At 57.6% G+C, this 20,037-nt stretch carries 11 protein-coding genes; 3 read left to right on the forward strand and 8 right to left on the reverse strand.

The annotated features are described in order from the left end of the window. The first annotated feature begins 26 nt into the window (after positions 1 to 26). Positions 27 to 2,816, forward strand: a complete 2,790-nt coding sequence (locus KP699_RS03840) for a phosphoenolpyruvate carboxylase (RefSeq protein WP_215761683.1) — start codon at positions 27 to 29, stop codon at positions 2,814 to 2,816. Between the two features lie 167 nt (positions 2,817 to 2,983). After that, entirely contained in the window at positions 2,984 to 5,143 is a 2,160-nt protein-coding gene (locus tag KP699_RS03845; protein WP_215761684.1) for an AsmA family protein, read from the forward strand. Positions 5,144 to 5,359: 216 nt separating this feature from the next. Here KP699_RS03845 and KP699_RS03850 read toward each other — a convergent pair whose 3' ends face one another. The 6 genes from KP699_RS03850 to KP699_RS03875 form a co-directional block, all read right to left on the reverse strand. Then, on the reverse strand, positions 5,360 to 6,625 hold the full coding sequence (locus KP699_RS03850) for an acyl carrier protein (protein ID WP_215761685.1): 1,266 nt from the start codon (positions 6,623 to 6,625) through the stop codon (positions 5,360 to 5,362). 2 nt (positions 6,626 to 6,627) lie between these two features. After that, a complete protein-coding gene (locus tag KP699_RS03855; protein ID WP_215761686.1) occupies positions 6,628 to 8,112 on the reverse strand; it encodes an AMP-binding protein in 1,485 nt (494 codons plus the stop codon). A gap of 216 nt (positions 8,113 to 8,328) precedes the next feature. After that, complete coding sequence (gene fusA, locus KP699_RS03860) at positions 8,329 to 10,416, reverse strand: elongation factor G (RefSeq protein ID WP_025827617.1); 2,088 nt, start codon at positions 10,414 to 10,416, stop codon at positions 8,329 to 8,331. Between the two features lie 217 nt (positions 10,417 to 10,633). After that, a complete protein-coding gene (rpmB, locus tag KP699_RS03865) occupies positions 10,634 to 10,939 on the reverse strand; it encodes a 50S ribosomal protein L28 (RefSeq protein ID WP_086656111.1) in 306 nt (101 codons plus the stop codon). 114 nt (positions 10,940 to 11,053) lie between these two features. Further along, entirely contained in the window at positions 11,054 to 11,356 is a 303-nt protein-coding gene (locus tag KP699_RS03870; RefSeq protein WP_215761687.1) for a hypothetical protein, read from the reverse strand. A 93-nt stretch (positions 11,357 to 11,449) separates the two neighbouring features. Next, positions 11,450 to 13,276 (reverse strand): ABC transporter ATP-binding protein/permease, encoded by a 1,827-nt coding sequence (locus KP699_RS03875; protein ID WP_077931439.1) that lies wholly within the window; start codon positions 13,274 to 13,276, stop codon positions 11,450 to 11,452. A gap of 127 nt (positions 13,277 to 13,403) precedes the next feature. Here KP699_RS03875 and KP699_RS03880 point away from each other — a divergent pair, with 127 nt between their 5' ends. Continuing rightward, positions 13,404 to 14,303: an NUDIX hydrolase family protein gene (locus tag KP699_RS03880; protein ID WP_215761688.1), complete on the forward strand. Its 900-nt coding sequence runs from the start codon at positions 13,404 to 13,406 to the stop codon at positions 14,301 to 14,303. Positions 14,304 to 14,330: 27 nt separating this feature from the next. On the opposite strand, the gene KP699_RS03885 is transcribed toward KP699_RS03880, so the two are convergent. Both KP699_RS03885 and mutS read right to left on the reverse strand, forming a co-directional pair. Then, on the reverse strand, positions 14,331 to 17,297 hold the full coding sequence (locus KP699_RS03885; protein ID WP_215761689.1) for a [protein-PII] uridylyltransferase: 2,967 nt from the start codon (positions 17,295 to 17,297) through the stop codon (positions 14,331 to 14,333). A gap of 57 nt (positions 17,298 to 17,354) precedes the next feature. Beyond that, positions 17,355 to 20,003 carry a DNA mismatch repair protein MutS gene (gene mutS, locus KP699_RS03890; RefSeq protein ID WP_215761690.1) on the reverse strand — a complete coding sequence of 883 codons (2,649 nt, stop codon included), beginning with the start codon at positions 20,001 to 20,003 and terminating at the stop codon, positions 17,355 to 17,357. Between the last annotated feature and the right edge of the window lie 34 nt (positions 20,004 to 20,037).

The following is a 20,037-nucleotide window of genomic DNA, read 5'->3' on the forward strand; positions in this document are numbered from 1 at the left end:
CGGCGAGCCCTGAACGAGGCGCATTAATGGATTTTTCTACACTTTCTCCTGAGCTTCAGACCATTTTTGCACCCATCCTGCAGGATAAAAAATCTCCGCTGCCGGTTGAAGGCGTCAATCCGGTTCTCTCCACAGCCCGTCGGCTGGGCGATGCGCTGGAAGAGGGGCAACTGTCTCTCGCAGATGTGACGGCTCTGGTGCAGACACTGCGGGATTCCGCTTTTCTGCGCCGCGCCAGCCGCCTGCACCGGTATGTTGGCGGCGCGGAAACAGCCACAACCGCCAGACGACTGGCCGCCGTGACCCACCGCGTCATAGCGGCGCTGCCGGAACCCACGCCGGAGGCGTTTCAGGCGGCTGTCAGCCCGGTGCGTTTTGCCGCAGTCTTCACGGCGCACCCGACATTTGCCGTGAGCAACCCGGTTTATGCCACGCTGGCCGAAAGTGCCTCGGAAGAAGTTCTTCCCGAAAGCGTGCCGTTTTTTGAAACCCATCGCCGGGATGAACACCCGACGCTGGAAGAAGAATTCACGCTGGCAACGCTGGCCATCAGCCGGGCGCGTGACGCTATGGACCAGCTGAACGGCGCTTTGCTGGAAACAGCACGGGAGCACTGGCCGGACGCATGGACGTCTGTCATTCCCCGGCCCGTCATTGCCACAAGCTGGGTGGGCTACGATACGGACGGGCGCACCGATATCGGCTGGTGGGATACGCTCCGCCTGCGCCTGCGCATGAAGCTGTTTCAACTGGAACGTCTGGCACAGCAGATTAGCACAACGCAGGCCAGCGCTCCGGCGCTGATGGACCGCCTGCATCAGGCGATTGCCTGTGTCGAAGCGCAGATTAACGCCACACCCACCGGCCCGGATGCCGAGGCCGTGGCCCGGTTTGCCGATGTGCTGGTGAACAGCCACCAGACCGCCTTGCTGAACGCGGGTGATCTGGCGGACGATCTGGACGCTGCCATTCAGGCCGCTGAGCCTGCCGACCACCTGCCTCTGGCAATCGCCCGTGCCGGTTTTATGGCCCACGGGCTGGCGCTGGCGCATACGCATGTCCGCCTTAACGCCACGCAGATCCATAATTTTGTTCGTCAGAAGCTGGATATCCCGGATGATCCGGCCAATCCGTCTCACCGCCGGGCGGTTCTGAACCGCCTGAATGACGCACTGGACACGGTGCAGGCTGTGCCGGTTGATTTCGGCGCTCTGATGAGTGACCCGTCCACAGCGGGGCGCCTGATGATGACGGTCGCGCAGATTTCCAAACATATTGATAACGAGACCCCGGTCCGCTTCCTGATCGCTGAAACAGAAACAGGATACACGCTGCTGGCAGCGCTCTGGGCAGCCCTGCACTTTGGCGTTGCGGACAAAGTGGAAATCTCCCCGTTGTTTGAAACGGAAGAAGCCCTGAGCAACGGGGACCGGATTGTGGACGAAGCCCTGCGCTCCCCCACATGGCGGGCTTATGTGCAGCGCACAGGGCGCATCAGCTTCCAGTTTGGGTATTCCGATTCCGGGCGGTATGTCGGGCAGCTGGCCGCGACCTATCTGATTGAACGCCTGCGCCTGAAAATTCATGATCTGCTTGTGCGCTGGAGCCTTCAGGACGTTACGGTCATTTTCTTTGACACCCACGGCGAAAGTATTGGCCGGGGCGCGCATCCGTTCCGTATGGCCGGGCGGCTGAGCTATCTTTCCCCCCGCCATGTCCGGGCCGAATTTGCCAGAACCGGCATTGCCTGCCGGGAGGAAACCGCTTTTCAAGGTGGGGATGGCTATGTGCTGTTCGGCACACCACAGCTTGCGGGGGCCACACTGGCCACCATTGCGGAAAACCTGTTCAACCCCCTGCATCAGGAGGGCGACCCGGTTTATGAACAGCCGGTCTTTTCTGCTGACTTTTTCTCCAGCATTTCCGAAGGCATGCAGGCGCTGGTGGAAGACCCCGGTTATGCCGCCCTGCTCGGCGCGTTTGGCCCGGCCCTGATTGACCGTACCGGCTCCCGCCCCCCGGCCCGCCAGAGTGCTGAAGCCGCGACCAGCACCCGGCTGACCCACCCCAGCCAGCTCCGCGCCATTCCGAATAATGCGATTCTCCAGCAGCTCGGCTGGTGCGCCAACACCCTGCAAGGGCTGGGGGCTGCTGTGCGCCGCCACCCTGAAACCTTTGAAATCTTCAACACCTCCAGCCCGCGCTTCCATCGCGCTCTGGATTTTGCGCGCCATGCCCTGAGCTGTTCGGATGATCGGGTGCTGCAATCCGTTATCAATCTGCTGGACCCCGGCTACTGGCTGGACCGTGCCACAGCCGAAGGTAAAGCCTCACGCCGGGCCGCTTTTCTTACGCTAATGCATGATCTGGAAAAGCTGAACCTCTCAGCCGACCTGCGCACTCTGTTCCGCCGTATTCAGGCGGACCATCTCGCCCTGCGGGAAGCATGGGAAGATGCCCCGCAGGGCGCCCCACTCAACCGGGCACTACATGCCATCCGGATTGCGCTGATTGAGCGGATCTGGATTCTGGCCTGCCGGATCCCCTTCTTCATGCCGCGGGGTGGCTTTAACCGGGATATGATGATGCAGCAGATCCTGCGTCTGGAAATTCCGGCCGTCCTGAAGGAAATGGTGCATATTTTCCCATCCGGAACGGTTGCCTCCAACCTTGATTTCCATGAACCACGCGGCCCGCGTGAACAGGGAATTTATGAACGCGAACATCGGGAAATCTTCATGCCCATGCAGCAGATGTTTGCTCTGCTGCGCGAGATCAGTGTCGGGGTCATGCATGACATCGGGGCGTTTGGCTAAGGGGTAAGCCTTATCCCGCGAAACGCTCAGCCCGGAACCAAACTCTCCGGGCGGGCGTTCAGTCTTGCAGGACTGTCACAAACTGCGAAACATTTTATGCCCCGAACGTCATATTCCTCCCCTGCGCTCTGCTTTTTTCTGACCTCAGATCAGGGGAGCGCGTTCTCATGACCATAGCAACGCCGGACACCCCTCCCCGCGCGAGACATCTCGGGTTGAAAATTTGTGGTGGCATTGCGCTCGCCATCCTGCTCCTGATCCTGTTCTGGTCATGGGACTGGTTTGTGCCACTGGTCAATTCCCGGGCTACAGCACTCCTACATCGCAAAACCACAATTGCACATCTGCATGTACATCTGGGCCGGGTCACCACCATCAAGGTGGACGACCTCAAAATTGAGCAGCCCAAAACATTTGAAAAAGAAAAAGATCAGTTTGCGCAGGCCAAAAGCCTCAGCGTATCGTTTGATGTCTGGTCTTACCTCTGGCACCGCACTCTGCTCCTGCCGCTCATTGCGCTGGAACAGCCGACAGCAGACATCATTGCACTTAAAAACAACCTGAATAACTACACCTTTACCGAAGACGGCAAACCAGCCAGCACGCCTGCACAGCCAGATGCCACCGGCAAAACAAACCTGCCAGATATCGGCGAACTGCGTATTACCGACGGCACGCTGCATGTAAAATATGACCCGCTTCAGGCCGATATGCAGGTTTCTGTGCAGACAACCCCGCCTGAGGGGGCCAGTCGTGGCACGCTGCGTCTGGACGCCAAAGGGCGTTATGCGCAGCAGCCTATTACCGCACGCTTTATTGGCGGCGCGTTACTCTCTTTTGTTGCGGACAAAGACCCCTACCCCGTTGACCTCAGCGTGCAGAATGGCCCCACCAACGCCACTCTGAAAGGGGATGTGGTGCACCCGATGAGCTTTGCCGGTGCTCACCTCAAGCTGCATTTTGCAGGGCCTGATATGTCCCTGCTTTATCCGCTGACCGGCGTGCCAATCCCGCGCACTCCGGCCTACACCATTACCGGCAATCTGGATTACAGCCGCAACCACATCCTCTTCAAGGACTTTGAAGGCAGGATGGGCACCAGCGACATTGGTGGCACTCTTGAGGTTGATCCACACCAGAAGCCAATGGCTCTTCAGGCCAACCTGCGCTCAAAACAGGTTAATCTGGTGGATCTCGGTGGGTTCATCGGTGCAAAGCCGACAAAAACGGCTGCTGAGAAAAAGCAGGATGCCAACAGCAAGACAGTTCTGCCAGATACTCCCATCAATATTCCGCGCCTGAACGCCATTAATGCACACGTCACATATCACGGAGCACATATCGAAAATAAGCAGCTTCCGCTTGATAATATCGACACTGAGTTTTTCATCAACAATGGTGAAATTGACCTCAAACGGCTGAATTTTGCCGTTGGGAATGGCACACTGGCCAGTTCCGCAACGCTCAAGCCGGATGGCTCTCTGTTTGACACGACCGCACGGATTGACTTTGCGCGCATTGATCTGGCCCGCATCATGCAGGCCACAGCCAATTCCAAAGCGCGTGGAATTATTGGCGGCCACATGACCCTGAGAGCCAAGGGGAACTCCATTGCCAGCCTGATGGCGGCGGGAAATGGTGGCCTGACGCTGGTGCTGGATCAGGGGGGCGATATTACCGCCATTCTGCCGGATATTATGGGCCTGCAACTGGGCAATGCCATCCTGACAGCCCTCGGCCTTCCGTCCCACACCGACATCAAATGCTTTATTGCCGATATGCCGCTGAAAAACGGCATCGTCTCCACCAACACCCTGCTGCTGGAAACAGGTGAAGCCCGTACGCTTGGCCGCGGCACGATTAATTTCAAAACCAATACTCTGGACTACTCCCTGACCACCCGTGCCCAGAACCCGACCATTGCGTCTCTGCCGGGAGCGTTCAACATCACCGGTCCCATCAAATCTCCCACCGTGTTACCGGGTGCGGAAATTCTGGGGCGCGCGGCAGCAGCAGCGGGCCTCGGCTTCGTTTTTCCGCCTCTGGCCCTGCTGCCAACCATCCAGCTTGGTGTTGGTGATGATTCCCGCTGCTCCCGCGCCGTGCAGGCTGTCAACCAGAACCCCGCCGCAGGTATTGCCCCCGGTTCACTGTCCCATGCCGCAGGCACCAGACGCAGCGTATCATCCACGCATGCCAGTCGTCGCCCGCAGGGCAGCACTAAAAAGGGGACGGGCAAAACTGCTGCGCCCAAACAGCACGAAGGCCGTATGACGCCAGAAGAAGTCCGTGCGGCCTGGAATGCAAAGCTACACACGAAGCACTGATACGCTCACTGGAGCACCGATCCGCATTTTTCGGCGAAGATAAAACTGACAACCCAGCTTCTGACCTGACCTGCATTTGCAGCCAGAACACCCAGAAGACTGCTTTTTGAGAGTGGCTGGAAGCTACCCCGTTCTGGAGCTTCCAGCCTTAATACCTCACGACGGTCCCGACCGTAAAAATCTTCCCTCAGCCTGTCTCTGGAAAATGATTACGTGTCAGGAGGCTTGCATGAGCCTGTTCACGACACCGGTGAAGCCCTGAATTGTCTGCGTTTCATCAAAATCTTCTGCTGAGAGAGATATCTTAAAATGCTCTTCCACAGCCATAATAATATTAACGTGCTTCAGAGAGTCCCACCCAGAAATCTCAGAGGGGAACTGCACACTGTCCAGTGAAAGGTTCGGAATATTGAGTTGCTGGGAAACAAGTCTCGACAACACATGCACAGCATCGTCCTGTTCTGACTGACGATCCTGAGGAAGAGCATTGATGTTCTGGCTTGCGACTGCGCCTGAAAAGCTATCAAGCTCCGGATACATCTGAAGGGTGTTTTTCAGAAGCTCAAGCCAGTCCGCGTCTTCGCTCCAATGCCCTTTCCAGTGCTCGTTCGGCTTTTTGATGTATCCACACCACAAATCCGCGTCCAGCTTCTCTATCGTTCCCGGCGGATGGTCCTGGTCTGCGTTCTGGACCCATAAGAGCTTGTTGGGACCATAATTTTTCAAAATATCCAGAAGCTTTTTTATATTCACAAGAGAAGATGGAACACCGCTTTTCCATATCCAGACCTTGCGGCCAAGCTCCAGTTCTCTGAGGAACTGGCTTTTCATAAATTCAATAACGACTGAAAAATCAGGTATTTTTTGACTAATCGTTTCTTTAGGAAAATTCTTTACGAGAAGACCGGTATGCGTGGACCATTTATACATTTTATGTCGTATCCGCCATTCAGGATCGACATTGTTCCACTCCTCTTCCGGAAGAAACATGTCCAGAAAATCCGGCTTTTCCAGTTGATGGAGACGATATTTGAGCAGCATCATTAAATGAGGCAGACGGTCTGCACTATTTTCCGACGCCGCTGAGAAGCGCAGAAGATGGGGGTGCAAAATACCCGCGCGTTGCTGCACCAGTCCAAATTCACAATCTTCCCCAAGGCTTTCAAAGTTACTAAAAACCCGTAGACGTTCTGATAGTTTTTTGGGTGCCCCGGCAGAGGATGTTTCTGACGCCTGAGAGGCTTTTGTCACCAGATCATCAATCGTCACTACATCGTCCAGAAGTGTATCTGGCAGTTTGTGCGAGAGCTTTTTTTGTAATGCGACAACGGTGGAGACAGTCATGTTGTTGCCCCACCCGACAATGTCGGTAAATTTCAGATCAGGGTTCCACAAGGGGATGGAATGTCCCAATGTTTCTTCCATGATATCCTTTACACATGACATCATGGAGCTTTTATCCATTTCAATTTTATGCAACATCTTCAAATTCTTCCTTCAATTGCCGTTTCTATTTTTTTGCGATCTATTTTTCCGTTTTCATTTCTAGGAAAAACATCAATATTGATGATGATATCCGGGATCGCATAAGGCTCCAGAGACTTAGAAAGCTCTTTTCTGATAAAAGACGCGTCTGGATTCTGAGATGTCTCAATAACAACGACAATTTTCTGCTGCATATAAAGAACGCAGGATTTATCGTAGCCAATAGCACTAAGGGCTCCATAAATCTCTTCTATCTCTATCCGGTAGCCTTTATGCTTGATCTGGAAATCAAAGCGCTCAGCAAAATATATCTTACCGTTAATTCTGATACCGCGATCGCCGGTAAAATACCCCAGAACCGGCCCCTGCTCTGTTTGCACGTCTCGGAAGGCCGCCTGTGTGGCCTCCGGATTACCCAGATATCCATCAGCCAGTTGCGGGCCAGTGATCACAATTTCTCCGTCGTCAGGACTTTCCCCAACCAGTAACAGAGCCATGTCAGAAATTGGTTTTCCCAGGGTCACAGATGGAAAGCTGGTTTCCTGTAAGAGCCCATCTGTAACTTTGATATGTGTCATAGAAACGGTTGTTTCTGTGGGGCCGTATGTATTGAAAATATCAGACGCTGGCAGCGTTTGTCTGAGCATACGCGCCTGACTGACCAGCAAAGCCTCACCACAAAAAACGAATTGCTTGAGTGTTTTCAGATTTTCGAATGTCAGTTCATTAGATTGCTGCATCAGGGTGATGGTACTGGGGACAGAAATCCACACGCTTATCTGTTTGGCCGCAATCATACGGGCTGGCCGCATCCGATCAAAAAATGTCTCTATGGGGCAAAGAGCGGCACCGGCGCACAGCCCCCCGTAAATTTCCATAACACTCAGGTCAAAAGCAATATTGGCATACTGGCTGACCCGGTCCTGAGGCGTGATGAATAAGCACTCAGACATCCACTCGACATAATGGTGCAGTGCCTGCCGCCCTATCACGACACCTTTGGGCATCCCGGTCGAACCAGATGTAAAAATAACATAAGCAGGCCGACTAGACGGCAGGACATGAATTTCTGTGTCTTTATACGTTTCAACAGAATTCTGTATAGTTTCTATAGAAAGAGTTTCACAAACAGAACTCTCTCCGCACAACGTCTCTATTTCTTGCTGATTTCCTATAATGACATCAGGTTTGAAAATCTCGACTATTCTCCGTTTTTTTTCCAAAGATGAGAGAAGGTTGAGCGGAGCATACGTGGCATCACTCGCAAGGGATGCAAACATAGCGGCATACGCATATTCGCCTGCGGGGGCAGCAATAAGTATTTTCCTAAAATTGTTTTTTGTGAAAACTGCTGCAAACGCCTTCATGATTTGAAGCAACTGAGAATAATTTATACTATTTTTTGCACGGTATACTGCCGTATTTTGCGGATATTCTTCGCAAATTGTGAGAAATTTTCTCACTGTATCATTTTCTGACATCATTTATGTCCTGAATTTTTATGTCATAGAAAATTGAGTAATCACAATTCTCTATCCAATAGACATGTGTAATTTTTGAGTATTTACCGATAAAATCTCATTTATAAGATTTTACCGGATATCGTGAGGCAATTCAGATCTGGTAGCGAAGATACAAAAAAAGCCACCTCAAGATGAGGAGGCTTTTCTGTATCCGTAGATAATCCCGGAGACGATGGCTTATTTAGACTGAGCCATAATCTCTTCTGCCACGTTGCGCGGCACGGGGTCATAGTGATGGAACTGCATGGTGAAGGATGCGCGGCCCTTCGTCATGGAACGCAGGTGAGAAATGTAACCAAACATTTCCTTCAGCGGCACATGAGAGCGAACCATAACCGTGGAACCGGAGGTTTCCTGGCTCTGGATCATACCACGACGACGGTTGATATCACCCACAACGTCACCAACGTGATCGTTCGGGGTGGTCACTTCCACGTCCATGATCGGCTCAAGAATAACCGGACCAGCCTGTTTCATACCTTCACGGAAGCAAGCCTTAGCCGCGATTTCGAACGCCAGAGCGGACGAGTCAACGTCATGGTACTTACCGTCAAGCAGCGTGAACTTGAAGTCCACCGTCGGGAAGCCTGCCAGCACGCCTGTAGAAGACTGCATGCGGATACCTTTTTCGACCGCAGGAATATATTCCTTCGGCACGGTACCGCCAACAACCTTGTTTTCAAAGTGAATGCCATCGTTCCGCTCAACCGGCTCGAAAGCAATTTTCACTTCAGCGAACTGACCGGAACCACCAGACTGCTTTTTATGCGTGTAGGTTTCCGTGTGCGGCTTGGAGATGGTTTCACGATACGCCACCTGCGGTGCACCGACGTTTGCATCCACACCATATTCACGACGCAGACGGTCGATGATGATGTCGAGGTGCAGTTCGCCCATGCCGGACAGAATGGTCTGACCCGTTTCCTGATCCGTCTTCAGCTGCAGGGAAGGATCTTCACTGGCCAGCTTCTGCAGCGCCAGCGTCATCTTTTCCACGCCGTCTTTGGTTTTCGGCTCAACAGAGATGTCGATAACCGGGATCGGGAAGCTCATACGTTCCAGAACAACCGGATCGGCCGCATCAGCAAGCGTATCACCTGTCTGAGAGTCTTTCAGACCCACGAACGCAGCAATATCACCAGCATGAACTTCCGTCAGTTCTTCACGCTTGTCAGCATGCATCTGGTAAATACGGCCGATACGTTCCTTGTGGCCCTTCGTGGTGTTCAGAACCGTATCGCCGGTCTTCAGCACGCCACGGTAGACGCGAACGAAGGTCAGCGTGCCGTATTTGTCGTTGATGATTTTGAAAGCGAGGCCAGCAAACTTGCCGTCCGGATCAACCGGGATGATCGGCTGAGCGGCTTCATCGTCTTCTTCACCTTCCGGCGGAGCGCAACGGATGCCTTCAACGTCATTCGGAGCCGGCAGGTAATCGATCACGGCGTCGAGCAGCGGCTGAACGCCTTTGTTCTTGAACGCCGTGCCACACAGAACCGGGCGGAACTCACCGGAGATGGTACCCTTCTTGATGCAGCGCTTCAGCGTTTCAATGGAGACTTCGCCGTTTTCGAAATACTCTTCCATTGCCTTGTCATCGACAGCCAGAGCGGTGTCGAGCAGGTTCTGGCGGGCTTCAGCAGCCTTTTCTTTCAGATCAGCCGGAATTTCTTCATCGTGGAACTTCGCGCCCAGCTCACCGCCTTCCCAGACGATTGCTTTCATCTCGATCAGATCAACGACGCCCAGGAACTGGTCTTCAGCACCAATCGGCAGCTGCAGCGGGATCGCGACGATGTCCAGCTTTTCCTTCAGCGTGTCGAATGCACGGTAGAAGTTCGCGCCGGTACGGTCGAGCTTGTTGATGAAGATGATACGCGGAACCTTGTAGCGGTCAGCCAGACGCCAGTTGGTTTCAGACTGCGGCTGAACACCGGCCACACCTTCAATGATGAAGACAGCGCCATCGAGCACGCGCAGAGAACGGTTCACTTCGATGTTGAAGTCGATGTGTCCGGGGGTGTCGATGATGTTGATGCGGTGGTCGTTCCACTCACAGGTCACAGCAGCGGAGGTAATGGTAATACCGCGCTCACGTTCCTGCGCCATGTAGTCGGTCGTGGTGTTACCGTCGTGCACTTCACCAATTTTGTGAGACACACCGGTGTAGTACAGAATACGCTCGGTCGTGGTTGTCTTGCCCGCGTCGATATGCGCGGTGATCCCGATATTACGGATCTTCGAAAGGTCGGATTTGGCGGACACGAAAACCTCCAGAAAACAGGTCAGGCGCGACAGGGAACCCTTCGCGCCTGTGGCTACCGAACACCGTGCTGATCCCAGTTTTGTTTAAGGAAGCCCGGCTGCCGGAAACCGGCCGATAGACGAAAAGTGCCTGACACCCTGCCAGACACCTGCACAGAAAATCCGGACCGTCAGATTTTGACTGGCCCGGACCCACTGCGGTTAGGAAACCCCTGAATCAGGCGCCAGCGGCAGCCTGTTTTTTAGCCTGAGCGCGCAGCACGCGGCGCTTCACGACCTGAGCTTCTTCCGGCAGCTTGCGGTTAGGCGTGCTGATCAGGAAGGAGTCCAGACCACCATTATGTTCAATGGTGCGGAGGCCACGGGTGCTGACGCGCATGTGCACGGCGGCGCCCAGAATGTCGGACATCAGGGATGCTTCCTGCAGGTTGGGCAGGAAACGGCGACGGCTTTTGTTGTTGGCGTGACTGACGTTGTTTCCGGTCAGAACGCCTTTGCCGGTAATCTGGCAGCGACGGGACATTGTCTCATCCTTGTCTTAGGTATCAAACAGAGGGCCGAGACAATTTGCCCGGCGACCACATTCAGGATTGGCGCGGCTTATGGCTGAGCAAGCGCCTGCCGTCAAGGGTTGACCTCAGGCTTTCTCACTTTCCGGAGCAGTCTGTGCCTGTGTTGCTTCATGAATCTCGCCTGTACGCACGCTGTGCGCGGCAGAGTCGAGAATATGCAGGATGGTGTCTTTATCCATGCTCCGGGCCAGCAGACCCAGAGAACCGCCCAGCAGGGCAGAGGCAATTGCCAGCGGCGGGTGATTCTCTTTAAGCAGGTGCTCCATCGCACTTTCGACCACCATGGCGCAGCGGGCCAGATCGTCCGGCACACCCGGCATTGCGTCTGATGTGGGCTCTGCGGGTGTATGTCCTGCTGTATCCGTCATGATAATTCCTCTTCTTTCCTTGTCTCAGACACCGGCCCGCAGACCGGTGCTTTATTCGATTCGCCAGAGATGACCGCCCGGACGTTCCTGCCGTTACCCGGCAAGACGCTCTGCCACGCTTTCTGCCCCCTGCGCCGCCCACATGGCGGCATATTGCCCGCCAGAAGCCAGCAGAGCCTCATGCGTGCCACGTTCGATCACACGCCCCTGCCCCATCACCAGAATTTCATCCGCGTCCACAATGGTGGACAGACGGTGCGCAATGACCAGCGTGGTGCGGGAGGCAGAAACGGCTTTCAGAGCCGCCTGAATCTCCTGTTCCGTATGTGTGTCCAACGCGCTTGTAGCCTCGTCAAGCACAAGAACACGGGGGTCTTTCAAAAGTGTTCGCGCAATGGCCACACGCTGCTTTTCCCCGCCTGAAAGCTTCAGCCCGCGTTCCCCCACCTGTGTCTGGTAGCCATCCGGCAGAGACATGATGAAGTCATGGATCTGCGCCTGTCGCGCCGCCTGCTCCATCTCCGCCGGAGTGGCTCCCAGACGCCCGTAGGCGATGTTGTAGCCAATCGTTTCGTTAAACAGCACGGTATCCTGCGGCACCACGCCTATGGCCGCCCGCAGGTCCTCCTGCCGGTAGGCACGCACATCATGCCCGTCCACCAGCACCGCGCCAGACCAGACATCATAAAACCGGAACAGCAGGCGGCTGATGGTGGATTTGCCAGCCCCCGTTGAGCCGACAATGGCGACCTTCTGGCCCGGTGCCGCCACAAAGCTCACCCCATGCAGAATTTCGCGCTCTGGCCCGTATCCAAACCGGACATCCCGAAACGCCACTTCCGCCGGAGCAGAATCCGCAAGCCGCGTGGCGATTGGCAGCGGGTTTTCCGGGTCCGCCACCTCCACATGTTCTTCAACCAGCCCGAACATCTGCTCCAGATCCACCATCGCCGTGCGGATGGCGGAATAGACAGACCCCAGAAAATTCAGCGGCCCGTAAAGCTGAAGCAGGTAGGTGTTGATCATGACGAACTGACCAACGCTGATCCGTCCGGCCTCAACATCCCGTCCGGCCAGCAGCATGATAAGCGTGAGCGCCACGGCAATAATCGCCGCCTGCCCGAAATTGAGCAGTCCGAGAGAATACTGGGTTTTCCGCGCAGCCTGCTCATACCGGGCCTGTGCCGCATCATAGCGGGTCGCCTCATGCGCCTCGTTGCCGAAATATTTGACGGTTTCATAATTCAGCAGGCTATCCAGAGCCTTGCCGCTAGCCTCGGTATTGCTCTCATTCATCCGCCGCCGGATACCCAGCCGCCACGAGGTAAACAGGACCGTAAAGCCGATATAGGCCGCAATCATCAGCACCATCAGACTCACATAGCGCCAGTCAAACACCCGCCAGATCACCACCACAACCAGCAGAGCCTGCAAAATGGTGGGAGAGATGGACATGCCCATCCGCAGCAGGGTTTCCACTCCCTCCGTGCCACGCTCAATGGCGCGGGTCACACCCCCTGTCCGGCGGTCCAGATGGAAGCGTAAGGAGAGTTTGTGCATATGCTGGAAACTGCGGAAGGCCGCCTGCCGCGCCACCCGGAACCGCACAGGCGCAAACAGGGAATCCCGCAAATTTGTCAGCGCGGCAGACACAAGCCTGACCAGCCCATACCCCAGAATGAGCGCAAACGGCGCCATGGCAAGGCTGCCGGGATGGGAGAGACGGTCCACCACGCGGCTGTAAGCCATTGGCACGGCCAGCGTGGCAAGCTCTCCGCCCACCAGCACCAGCAGCACAAGCACAACACGCCACCTCAGCCCGCTGTTCTCACGCGGCCAGAGATACGGAAGAAGACGGGCAAGAGTGACTGAGGCTGGCTGTTTCAGCGCCCCGGACGGAGAACGATTACGTGGTGACATACCCCCGCATGTGGCACGCCTCCATAATTTTGCAACCCCGCAGCACCTTGCCTCGCTCCGGTATCCGCCGGATAAACACAGACGCCTTGCGCGTTTATGGTCTCATTCAAGCACGACAGGATTTCCGATGCCTTCGGACGATACCGCCTTTCTTCGTCACCTCAGGCACTGCAACACCGCCGTCGTGCCCGGTGCGCGCTTCCCGTTTTCTCTGGGCGGCAGACCCACGGGATGGGTCACTCCGGACCTGACGGAGACTCTGGAACAGCGTGGCCTCGGGTCCCGCACGCAGGGTTTTAACCTGCCTGACCCGGCTGATCTGGAAGCACTGGGAGAAGATCTGGCACTGAGCGGTGTTTATCGCTCTCATCACGAACTGTTTGACGTCATGCCGGATGTGGGCCAGCCCGTGCTGGCGCGGATTGACCGTGGCGCTCTGCCCCTGTTCGGGCTGGTGGCCGCCGGGGTGCATCTGAACGGTCTGGTGCGCAAGGCAGACGGATTATATCTGTGGACAGGCCGCAGAGCCGCCAACAAACGGCTGGACCCCGGCAAACTGGACCATCTGGTGGCAGGCGGTGTACCCGCCGGGCACACACCGTGGGACGCGCTGCTGAAGGAAGCGGCGGAAGAAGCCAGTATTCAGGAAGGCCTTGCCCGGCAGGCGCAGCAGGTGGGGCGTCTTGTCTATGCGCTGGACCGGCCCGAAGGGCTGCGGCGCGATATTCTGTATTGCTACGACCTGTTCCTGCCCGAAAGCTTTGAGCCAGTTGCCGCGGACGGGGAAGTAGAATCCTTCCACCTGATGCCGCTGAGCGATGTTTACAAGCTGGTGCGGGATACGGACGAATTCAAATTCAACGTCAATCTCGTGCTGATTGATCTTTTTCTCCGCAACGGGCTGATTGACCCGCATTCCGCAGAGGGCCGCCAGTTGCGGGAGGGGCTGAACCACGGCCTGTCTGCCGCCAGCCCCGGCCACACAACGTCTGGCCACCAGCCGGCTGTGGCACCCGCAACACTCTGAAGGGGCGCAGAGCCCCGCATTCCGGCTTCAGGCTGAAATGCGGGCGTCCAGAAGGGCCTTGGCTTCCGCCTCGGCCTCTTTCATGCCTTTCAGCAAGTGTTCGCGGATTTCTTCCAGACGCTTCTTATCCGTGATTTTCAGCCCGAAAAGATCCTTCACGTAAAACACGTCCACCGCCCGCACTCCGTAGGTGGTAATGTGGGCTGAGGCGATCTGAAGGTTTTCTTCGCTCATGGCGGCTGTCACGTCATGCAGCAGGCCGGGGCGGTCACGACCGTTAATTTCAATCACCGTGTAGGTATTGGACGCGCCGTTATCAATCACCACACGCGGTGGCACATGAATCGCGCGCATCCGCATTGGCATATGACCGAAGCCTGCCTGCGCAATTTCAGCCCCAATATCAATCTGCCCGCTCAGTGCCTGCTCAATCAGCGAACATAGCCGCGCCAGACGATGCGTTTCTTCATACGCGCTGCCAGCCGTGTCCTGAATCCAGAACGTATCCAGAGCCATGCCATGCATCATGGTGTGAATACGCGCATCAACAATGGACGCCCCGGCCAGTGCAAGAGCCCCTGCAATTTTGGAGAACAGGCCGGGTACGTCCACGGTATAAACCGTTACTTCCGTCACACCCCGTGCAGGCAGCGGCAGCACCTCCACCGTCAGCGGTGCGTCCCGCCCGTCCGCATCCCGGATCAGGCGGGCATGCCGTTTGTGCGTTTCATGATCGAAGGACAGCCAGTAACCCGCGTAGCCCAAACCTAGGAAGCGATCGATATCCTGCGGCGCAACGCCGTCTTCGGCCAGAATTTCAGACGTAATTTCCTTGGCGTGACGCACGCGCACGTCCCGCTCCGTCGTGGCGAGACCACCGGCCAGCACTTCCGCCACGCGCACATACAGCTCACGCAGCAATGTGGCCTTCCATGCGTTCCACACACGGGAGCTGACGGCCCGCATGTCCACAATCGTCAGCAGCAGTAGCAGACGCAGGCGTTCGGGAGACTGAACAATGTCCGCCACATCCAGAATGGTCTTGGGGTCATCAATATCACGCTGGAACGCCGTATGGCTCAGCAGCAGATGGTGCAGGACCAGCCAGGAAACGGTTTCCGTCTCCTCACCCGACATCCCCAGCCTGGGGCAGAGATCCGCCGCAATTTCAGACCCGATTTCGGAGTGGTCCCCTCCGCGCCCCTTGGCAATATCGTGCAGCAGCACGGCCATATACAGCGCCCGGCGGGAATGCAGACCTTTGACAAGCTCGTACGCCACCGGGATTTCATCCGCCATGCGGCCGGATGCGACTTCATCCATGATACGGATGGCTTCTATCGTATGCTCATCGACCGTGAACACGTGATAGGTATCAAACTGCATCTGGCCGACAATACGTGTCCAGTCCGGGATCAGCCGCCCGAAAATTCCTGTCTCGTTCAGGATATGCAACCAGTGCGCGTGGCCGGGTGGAGTCTGCTGTTCATAGCTGGAATCGCGCAGGGGGAGTACGGCCGCATCCTCCGGAGCAGGCACACTGGCATCGCGCCGACGGCGCGGGGGCAGGTCCTGCGGTTCCGTCTCACCACAGAGCAGGTCGAGAAAAATCCGCGCGGCTTCCGGGTCATCCCGGAGCGCCACGGCCCGGCGCTCCCAGCGGATAAGCTGATGCCGCCCGAGCGGATGCAGAGGCCTGCGGCGCATCCGCGCCCAGTCCAGCAACTGCATCATCTTGATGGGTTCCTGATCAAACGAGATCCCGCGTTCCGGCAGGATCTGCCCGTCAACCAGTGTAAATCCGGCCTCCCGCATGGCCTCATCCGGCTTGACGGCCGTGGCGGCCGGCCCCTGCGCCTGCCGCAGCACGGCAGGTTCCAGCACATGCGTCAGGCGCATCACCTCACGCGCTGTCAGGAAATAGTGGCGCATAAAGCGTTCTACACCATTCTGACGGCCATGCCGAGTATAGCCCATGCGTGCGCCAATCACCGGCTGCATATCAAACGTCAGGCGTTCTTCCGCACGCCCCGCGACGTAATGCAGATGCAGGCGCACCGTCCACAGAAAATCCCATGACCGGCGGGCGCGCGCCGCTTCCTGCTCCGTCAGCAGGCCCATCCAGATAAATTCCGGTGCAAGAAGGTCCATGACATGGCGGGTGCCGAACGTGTTCCGGCACATCCAGTACAGCGTCTGCAAATCACGCAGGCCGCCGCGCCCTTCCTTGATGTTGGGTTCCACCAGATAGGGGCTGTCCCCAAACCGGCGGTGCCGTTCCAGCCGCTCACGCCGTTTATCCTGAATAAAGCCGGGCGCTCCGGCCTCCACACAGGCCACGATGTAGCGCGCTTCAAACATGGCGAATAACGCAGCGTCCCCCGCCAGCAGGCGGGCATCCAGCAACGCAGTGCGGACTGTGGTGTCCTTCCGCGCTTCCTCAATACATTCATTGATGGTGCGCGTCGCGTGCCCGACTTTCAGGCCCAGATCCCACAGGAAATACAGAACATATTCCACCAGCCGGTGCGCGTTCTGGACATTTTCTTCTTCTGTCAGGAACAGCAGGTCAATATCGCTGAACGGGGCCAGAAGGCCACGCCCGTAACCTCCGGTTGCCGCCACAACAAGCCGCCCTGCGGCAGGAGGCGCGCCCTCCCCGATCTGCCCGACGCCTTCCGCCGTGCCGGTCGCACGCAGCGCAAGGTCCACAATGCCCCGCAGCATCACGTCCGTGAACGCCGCAATCTGCTTGGCGGCTTTTGCGCCCTTCAGTTCATGCGATTCAAACCGGCTGCGGACATCCGCCTGATACCGGCCAAGATGGCGGCGGAAGATCGCCACGGACTCATCCCGCTGCGGGATGGTTGCGTCTGCCGGTGTGGCGTCCCGGAGTTCCCGCGCAAGGCAGGCAGCAAGCCCCTCCGGGGTGAGGGACGCAAGGGCGGAAACATCGGGCTGCCCGGGGGCAGCATGTGCGGGGGAAATCGACATTGCGGTCGGAATCTGCTCCTGAGGGTCGTCTGATAAAGAACCCGGTTTAACTCTTGCTCAACTCTGGGCCGGACATCCATCTTCCCGCACGGCCTCTTTATGAAGCTCATACAGAATATCCAGTGCGGCACGCGGCGTCAGAGTATCCGGGTCTACCTCTAACAGTCGCTTCCTTAACGTATTTTCGTCTTCCTGCGGTAATATCTTCTGCGTGTCGAACAAAGGCAGGGGCCTGGGCCCGGTTGCGTGGTCCCGCTCCAGTTCCCGCAAAAGCCGCCCCGCCCGGTCCACGACTGAGGGGGGCACTCCTGCCAGCTTGGCAACATGCACACCCCAGCTTTTCTTGGCGGAACCGGCCAGAACCTCATGCAGAAAGACAATCTGGCCCCGCCATTCCCTCACCGCCATGGTGTGCGGGGAAAGGCGCGGCAGAGTATCCACCAATCCGGCAAGTTCATGGAAATGCGTTGCAAAAATTGCACGGCAGCGCACAGTTGAATGCAAAGCCTCCAGCACCGCCCACGCAATAGCCAGACCATCCAGCGTTGCCGTACCACGCCCGATTTCATCCACCACGACCAGAGAACGCGGGCCAGCCTGATTCAGAATGGCGGCGGTTTCCGTCATTTCCACCATAAAAGTGGAGCGCCCGCGAGCCAGATCATCCGATGCCCCCACGCGGGAAAAGAGCTGATCCACAATGCCGATATGCGCTTTATCAGCTGAAACCGGAAAGCCCCCCTGCGCCAATAGCACGGCCAGAGCCGTCTGCCGCAGGAAGGTGGATTTACCGGCCATATTCGGGCCGGTCAGCAACATCACGCGGCGGCTGGCAGACAGATCACACCCGTTAGGCGTAAAGCGTGTGCCTTTTGGCAGAGCCGCTTCCACCACCGGATGACGGCAGCCTTCCAGCACAAAAGCCGTATCGTCTGTGACCACCGGACGGCACCAGCTCCCCCCCGCGGCCAGCAGAGCACAGGATTGCAGCACGTCCAGCACCGCCAGTGCCCGCGCCAGAACCGGCAACGCTTCCTCCGCCAGAATACGCTCAACCAGCGCGGCAAAGACCGCTTTTTCACGCGCCGCAGCCCGTTCCGCCGCTTCGGCAATCCGGGCATCCAGTGAGGAAAGCTCCTCTGTGGAGAAACGGGCGTTGCTGGCTGTGCCCTGCCGGAACATCAGATCATCCCGGTCTTTAATGCGGGCGCTGGCAGCAACAGGCACTTCAATCACGTACCCAAGCTGGGCGTGGTGTTTGATCTTGAGGCTCGCCACGCCGAATCGGCTGGCATACTCCGTCTGCAAACCGGCCACGATCCGCCGGGAATTATCCCGGAGGCCTCTATACCGATCCAGTTCGCCGTCATATCCGGCGGCAATAACCCCGCCATCTTCCAGCCGGGCAGGCAGATCCTCCGCCACGGCCCGCACCAGTTCCGCTTCCAGTTCCGGCGAGGCCCCGAGGCTGGCCGCGGCACGCGCCAGATAGGCAGGCAAAGCGGTATGATCCGCCCCCAGAGCCGCGGCAGCGGCACGGGCGGCATGCAGGCCATCCCGCACGGCGGCCAGATCCCGCGGCTGACCACGACCAAGGGACAACCGCCCCAATGCACGGGCAATATCCGGCGCGCGCTTCAGCGCATCCCGCAGGGCCGCACTGCACGAGGGCGATTCGCGCAGCCAGCACCAGCCATCCTGCCGGGCGGCAATGCGGGCCGGGTCCGTCAGCGGTGCGGCCAGCCACTCCGCCACCATGCGCGCCCCGGCGGAGGTAACGGTCTGATTCATGGCGGAGAACAGGGTATGTTCCGTCCCGCCATCCCGTGCGCGCAAAATATCCAGACTGGCGCGGGTGGCAGGGTCTATCCCCAGCACACCGCCTTCCATCTGCGGGCTGGGGTGTGCAAGGCGCGGCAGCTTCCCGGCCTGACTGCGCTGAACATAGTCCACAGCGACTGAGGCCGCGACGGCCTCTTCATCCGTAAAGGTGCCGAACGCATCCACACTGGCCACATCAAAAGCAGCCGCCAGACGCTGGCGGGCTGCTTCCACATTCGGGATCAGCACCTCGGGCGCGCGGGCAGAGTCATGCTCACCCAGCGCCATATCTGCCGGCGCCAGAATTTCTGCAGGGTCCAGCCGCCCCAGCAAAGCCGCCAGAGCGGCTGCCGAAACAGAAGCGGTTTCAAACAGGCCGGTCGAGACATCAATCCATGCCGCCCCGATCAGCCTCTCAGCATCCGCTGCCTTGCTTTTCCGGCCTCGCCCGCTGCCGGGCTGTTCCGCCAGTGCCAGAAGCAGGTTGGAACGGCCCGGTTCCAGCAATTCATCTTCCGTCAGGGTGCCGGGCGTCACCACACGCACCACGGCGCGCGCCAGTGGTCCTTTGGGCGCACCTTTGCCTTTGCGCGGAGCTTCAGTCTGCTCCGCCACCGCCACACGGAACCCCCGGCGGATCAGCCGGGCCAGATACGCAGACGCTGCCGCGACGGGCACGCCACACATCGAGATCGGGTCACCCGCGTGGGTTCCTCGCGCCGTCAGCGCAATATCCAGTGCCGCGGCCGCAGCCGTGGCATCGTCAAAAAACAGTTCATAAAAATCGCCCATGCGGAAAAACAGCAGGGCTTCAGGATTTTCGGCCTTCAGCGCAAACCATTGCGCCATGGCGGGGGTGGCACCCTCGGGAGAATAACGCGTCATTGGCTTATCATACGGGCGTCATCCGGCGGGGCAA

It is taken from the genome of Acetobacter sp. P1H12_c (assembly GCF_018811975.1).
Lineage (GTDB): Bacteria > Pseudomonadota > Alphaproteobacteria > Acetobacterales > Acetobacteraceae > Acetobacter > Acetobacter persici.